Source organism: Mycobacterium sp. E1386 (genome assembly GCF_001672745.1).
Taxonomy (GTDB): Bacteria; Actinomycetota; Actinomycetes; order Mycobacteriales; family Mycobacteriaceae; genus Mycobacterium.
This window is the reverse complement of record NZ_LZKH01000107.1, coordinates 1-6285: the sequence shown is the minus strand read 5'-3', so window position 1 is coordinate 6285 and position 6285 is coordinate 1. Positions and strand designations below refer to the sequence as shown.

The 6285-nt window shown below is 60.6% G+C and carries 6 protein-coding genes; all 6 read left to right on the top strand.

Annotated features, from left to right (window positions below; genetic code table 11):
* On the top strand, positions 1 to 832 hold an 832-nt coding region (locus tag A5709_RS12025), incomplete at its 5' end, for an MCE family protein (protein ID WP_156673348.1).
* Positions 829 to 1857, top strand: coding sequence for an MCE family protein (locus A5709_RS12020; protein ID WP_068011554.1), 1029 nt, complete (start codon positions 829 to 831; stop codon positions 1855 to 1857). The genes A5709_RS12025 and A5709_RS12020, both read left to right, overlap by 4 nt.
* Positions 1854 to 2936, top strand: a complete 1083-nt coding sequence (locus tag A5709_RS12015) for an MCE family protein (protein WP_068120043.1) — start codon at positions 1854 to 1856, stop codon at positions 2934 to 2936. Before A5709_RS12020 ends, A5709_RS12015 begins: the two co-directional genes overlap by 4 nt.
* 5 nt (positions 2937 to 2941) lie before the next feature.
* Positions 2942 to 4354: an MCE family protein gene (locus A5709_RS12010; protein ID WP_082953465.1), complete on the top strand. Its 1413-nt coding sequence runs from the start codon at positions 2942 to 2944 to the stop codon at positions 4352 to 4354.
* Between the two features lie 2 nt (positions 4355 to 4356).
* Complete coding sequence (locus A5709_RS12005; RefSeq protein WP_068011572.1) at positions 4357 to 5550, top strand: MCE family protein; 1194 nt, start codon at positions 4357 to 4359, stop codon at positions 5548 to 5550.
* Positions 5550 to 6285: MCE family protein (locus A5709_RS12000; RefSeq protein WP_156768026.1), on the top strand; the 736-nt coding region annotated here is incomplete at its 3' end. The genes A5709_RS12005 and A5709_RS12000, both read left to right, overlap by 1 nt.

Sequence of the window (6285 nt, the reverse complement as noted above, 5' to 3'; positions counted from 1 at the left end):
TGAGCCGATAAAGGCTGGACAAGTGATCAGCAGTGAACACGTCACCGTTGAGATCAACACAGTGTTTGAGCAACTTAGTTCGGTCCTGTCGGCGGTCCCGCCTGAGAAGTTGAACCAGACATTGACGGCGATCGCAACCGGCATCAGTGGCCGAGGTCAGAAGATGGGCGAGATGATCAGCGATCTCGATGCTGCTCTGACCGAAATCGAGCCGGGTCTAGATAAGTTGAGTCACGACATCGATGATGCGCCTACGGTGGTCAACGCATACGCTGACGCCGCACCGGACCTGCTCAGAACCACACGGAACGTCAGCTCACTCAGCCGCACCGTGGTGCAGCGCCAACGCGACGTCGATGCCTTCCTAGTCGCCGTCATCGGCCTCGGCGACATCGGGCACGATGTCGTGGGGACCAATCGGCAGGCGCTGACCGATGTGCTACACCTGCTCAACCCCATCACCGGGCTCACCAACCAATACAACCAGGCACTCAACTGCGCACTGGCCGGTGCCATACCAATGGCCAAACTGCCGCCGTCGAGAGTTCCCGGTGCCGAGGTAATGGCCAGTTTTCAGTGGGGTGCAGACCGCTACCGGTATCCGTCCGATCTGCCGAAAGTTGCCGCCACCGGGGGGCCGCACTGTGTGGGGCTGCCGCAAGTCCCCTTCGAGACCCGCCCACCCTACGTGGTGGCCGACGTGGGTACGAATCCGTGGAAGTACGGCAACGAGGGTATCCACCTCAACACGGCAGCACTCGCTGAACTCTTGCTAGGGCGCCGACTTGACGGTCCACCTCGCAATTCGGCGCAGATCGGGATGCCGGGATGACCAGTTTGCGCGGCACATTGCTGAAATTCGGTGCATTCATAACGGTCATGCTGGCCCTCACCGCAGGCCTATTCGCCGTCTTCGGGGATTATCGAGGCGGCTCCACCGCGTCGTACTCAGCACTATTTCTGGAGGCGTCAGACCTGCGCTCTGGAGATTCGGTCAGGATCGCAGGAATTCGCGTCGGCACCGTCGAAGCTGTTGCGCTGCAGCCGGATCACAAAGTGGTCGTTGACTTCAACGCCGACCGGACGGTCAAGTTGACGATCGGTGCTCGTGCGGCCGTGCGTTACCTTAACCTCGTCGGCGATCGCTATCTCGAGATAATCGACGGCCCCGGCTCGACGCAGTTCATGCCACCTGGGTCACGAATCCAGCTGGACCACACTATGCCGGCGCTCGATCTCGATGTGTTGCTCAACGGACTCAAGCCCGTCGTCCAGGGTCTGAATCCGCAAGACGTCAACCGGCTGACCACTTCTCTCGTTCAGATTATGCAAGGCCAGGGCGGGACCATGGAGTCGCTGCTCTCGCAAACTTCGTCGTTTACCAATGCATTGGCCGACAACGGGCAAATCCTCCAGCAGCTCATTGACAACCTCAATGCGGCCATGAAAACCGTGGCAGCCGACGGCAACAAGTTCGCGGGAACCGTCGATAGACTTCATCGTCTCATCGGCGAGTTATCAGCCCATCGCGATTCCATCGGAGGAGCGATTGATTCCCTGAGCAAAGGCACTACGTCACTGGTGAGTCTGCTGGCGGGTGCTCGACCGCCCCTCGCCGCGACCGTGGGCCAACTCAACCGCCTCGCGCCATCCCTCGATGCGGGCAAGGACCGCATCGACGGTGTGCTGCAAAAGCTCCCGGAGGACTACCGCAAGCTGGCGCGGATGGGATCTTACGGCAGTTTCTTCAACTACTACCTTTGCGGCGTTACGGTGCGGGTGAGCGACCTGCAAGGTCGCACCGCAGTCTTCCCGTGGATCACCCAAGAAACGGGCAGGTGCGCTGAAAACCCATGAACAAGTATCGCGGAAGAAAGCTGATTCGCTCCGGGTTCATCGGTGGAGTTCTCGTCGTGCTCATCATCGCGGTCGGGTTGCAGCCCCAGCAGTTGCTGGCAAGGGCGACCACTGTGCGATACCAGGCGGTGTTTACCGAGGCGGCGGGATTGGAGGCAGGCAACGCTGTGAAGGTCTCCGGCGTGAAGGTCGGAGCCGTGGCAGACGTGTCACTGCGTGACGGCGATGCAGTGGTGACGTTCGCCATCAAGAGTTCGATTCCGCTCGGATCGGAGACAACCGCGCACATCCGCACCGCCACAATGCTCGGGCAGCGGATGTTGACGCTGGACCCGATGGGACTTCGCACCATGCGACCGCTCGAGTGCATCCCAGCAAGCCGCACCTCTTCACCGTATTCGCTAACTGACGCAGTCAGCGACCTCACGGCCAATGCGTCCAACACAGACACCCAATCATTGAATCAAGCCCTCGACGTCCTCAGCGCCACCATCGATCAAATTGCCCCCCAACTGGGACCGACCTTTGATGGCCTGTCACGGTTGTCACGGTCGGTCAACAGCCGAAATGAAACGGTCAAAGAGCTTCTTAAACACACCTCGGCGGTGACCGGAATCTTGTCGGAGCGCAGCCAACAAGTGAATTCATTGCTCCTCAACGCCAACGATTTGACCGGCGTTTTGGTGCAACGTCGGGCCGCCATCGTGCGGCTGCTAGCGGACACTTCCGCTTTGGCCCAGCACATCTCGGGACTGATCGCAGAAAACGAAAAGCAGTTGTCACCCATGCTGGAAAAACTCAACTCGGTCACGAAAGTTTTGCAGAAGAACCGCGATAACCTTGCTAAGGCCCTGCCGGGGCTGGCCAAGTTTGAAAGCGGCCTCAGCGAACTCGTGGCCAACGGCCCCTACTACGTAGGTTACATCCCCAACCTTACCCAGGGGTCCATGCTGCAGCCCTTTTTCGACTACTACTTCCGGTTCAGAAGAGGGACCACTCCAGGGATACCTCCGGGTAACCCGGGGCCAAGGGCCGAGGTTCCGTTCCCTTACAACGGGATTCCGCAGGGCCCGCGATGATTACAATGCACCGTGTTCGTCTCGTAACCATCTTCGCGTTGTGCGCAGGAGTGCTGGGCGGAACGGTGGTAATCATCAATGCCACTTGCTTCGCGCCGAAGACGATCATCGCCGACTTCGTGACTACCACGGCGATATACCCCGGTGACCACGTCAGAGTCGCCGGGGTAAAAGTGGGGACCGTCAAATCGATTGAACCCCGAGGCACGCAGACGCAGATGACACTGTTGGTGGATCACTCGGTGCGCATTCCCGCCGATGCCAAAGCGGTGATCGTCGCTCCAAATCTCGTCTCCGCACGATACGTCCAGCTGGCGCCCGCCTACCGGGGGCATGGTCCTGAGATGCCCAGTGGCGCAACAATTCCCGTTGAAAGAACGGCCGTGCCGGTCGAATGGGATGAGGTCAAAACCCAGCTGACGCGGTTAGCGGAGCAACTCGGACCGAGAGGCGGTGTTTCGGACACTTCGACAGCGAGGTTCGTTAACAGCGCGGCTGACGCCATGGCCGGTAATGGAAGCAAGCTGCGCGAGACGCTCAACCAGCTCTCCGGGATTGGGCGCATCCTCGCCGACGGCAGCGGAAACATCGTCGAGGTCATCAAGAATCTCCAGACATTCATAGCGGCGCTTCGCGACAGCACCGACCAGATCGTGCAATTCCAGGGCCGGCTGGCCACACTCAGCAGCGTCCTCGACGGCAGCAGAGCCGACTTGGACGCTGCATTGAAAAACGTTTCCGACGTCGTCGGCGAGGTGCAGCGGTTTGTTCATGGCACGCGAGGGCAAGTGGCTGATCAAATCCAACTGTTGGCAGATGTGACCCAAAATATCGTCGAGCACCAGAAGGACCTCGAGCAGATTCTCCACGTAGCACCCACCGCGGTGGCCAACACACTGAACATGTTCGACCCACGAGATGGAGGGGCGACGGGAATCTTCACCTTCTCCAACTTCAGTAACCCGACACAGTTCTTCTGCGGCATGATCGGAGCGATCGAGAACGCGACCGCTCCTGAAACGGCGAAATTATGCGCTGAGTACCTTGGGCCTGCACTGAATCAGGCCAGCTTCAATTACCTCCCTTTCCCGGTGAACCCCGTGCTGACCTCTGTCCCGCCTCCCGAGGATCTGCTCTACACCGAGCCGGATCTGGCGCCGGGGGGTGCCGGCCCCAAACCGCAATTGCCAAGCAGCCCACCGGCTATATCGGCCTACACCGGCGCCGGAGACACACCGCCCCCGCCGGGATACGGTCCGCCGTTACCTCCCCCGGAGCCGGCACGAAAAGACCTGTCTGACCTATTAGTCCCACCACAATATGCACCCAAGCAAAGTCCGCCGGCGGTTCCGCCCGTTCCGAACCCGCCAGTAGACATCGCGCCCACCGACCTACCCTCAACAGGGCAGGGACCGTGAATCTGACAGCCACCGTACGCGGCGCCACGGCGGGCTGCTGTGTCGCACTTGCCACCGCAGGATGCGGGTTTCAAGGTCTCAACTCACTGCCACTCCCTGGCGCCGTCGGGCGCGGGCATCACGCGCACGTCTACCACGTGGAAGTCGCCAACGTCGGTACTTTGGAACCGAATTCGCCCGTGATGATGAACGACGTCGCGGTCGGCAGCATCGCCAAGATGACGGTCGACAACGGGCATGCCGATGTGGAAATTTCCGTGGAACCGAATGTCGTTGTTCCCGCCAATGTCATAGCCCGCGTTGGGCAAACGAGCCTGTTGGGTTCGATGCATTTGTCCCTGGACCCACCACTAGGACAATCCCCCAGAGGGAGACTCGTATCCGGTGCAACGATTTCGTTGAGCAGGTCCTCTGTCTACCCATCAACAGAACGGACTTTGTCAACGCTGTCAGCATTGGTTAATTCAGGGGGCCTGGGCCAGATCGGTGAAATCATCCACAACTTCAATCTGGGGCTGGACGGTCGAGAATCGCAGGCCCGCGACCTGCTCACCCGCCTCGACAAATTCGTCGGAGTGTTCGACCGCCAACGCTCGGCTGTCGTCGAAGCAATATCGGCTGTTGACCGCCTGTCTGGCACTTTGGCCGACCAGCGCGGCGTGATTACCGAAGCGCTCAACGAGATTCCGCCGGCACTAGATGTCCTCATCGCAGAGCGACCAAGGCTCATCGACGCCCTAGACAAGATGCGGATTTTCAGTGATACCACCTCACGATTGGTCAAGGACAGTCAAGCCGACCTCGTCGCCGATCTCCAAAACCTGGCCCCCACGGTGCGCGCGCTTGCTGACGTCGGTCCAGAGATCGACACGGCGCTCGCATTCCTACCGGTGATGCCGTTCGGGCAAAACCTGATCGACCGCGGCGTTCGCGGCGACTACATGAACCTGTTCGCCGTCATGGATTTAACCCTTCCGCGGCTAAAGCGAACCCTGCTTTCGGGCACACGATGGGGAAACGAACACGCACTCCTCGTCCCCGCACCGGGAGACCCAGGTTACGACGCCTTCTACACCCATAACCCCCTGACGGCACCGCTAGCGCCTGCTCCCGCAACGCCGGAGTCAGCAGCGCCCGAGCCGCCCGATGGGAGCGACTCGCCGCCGCCCGGCGCGCCACCGGACGGGCCACACTGATGTTGACACGATTCGTTCGAATCCAGTTGGCAATCTTCATGATCGCCTCCGTGGCCGCTCTAACCACGATGGTGGTCAAATACCTCCAGGTCCCCACCATGCTCGGGTTGGGTCGCATCACCGTCACCATGCAACTCGCCGACACCGGCGGCCTCTATCGCCTCGCCAACGTCACATACCGTGGGGTGGAGGTCGGCAAAGTCACTGGCCTGAAACTGACGCGAACTGGTGCCACAGCGACACTTTCGTTGGCCACGACGCCAAAAATTCCCGCTGAGCTAACCGCACAGGTACGCAGTGTTTCCGCGATCGGAGAGCAGTACGTCGACCTCCGGCCACGCACAGCGTCGCCCCCTTACCTGCACGACGGCGCGGTGATCGACGTCGCACACACCTCGATTCCACAACCGGTCGGGCCGATGCTCGATCGAGTGAGCGCGCTGCTGGGCAGTGTGCCCAAAGACAAGCTCGCTGCCTTGATCGACGAATCTTCCCAGGGCCTCAACGACGCCGGATTTGACCTGGGGTCGCTACTCGACTCCTCGGCCAAGATATCGCACGAGACTCGGGGTGTCGCCGGACGAATCCGCTCTCTGATCGAGGACAGCGCGCCGCTGCTCGACGGGCAAGTTCAGTCCGCGGAAGCAACCCGGCAATTGGCGCATAGCCTTGCCGGCGTCACAGACCAGCTTGTCGCCGACGACCCACACGTGCGGACAATCCTGCAGACCGGTC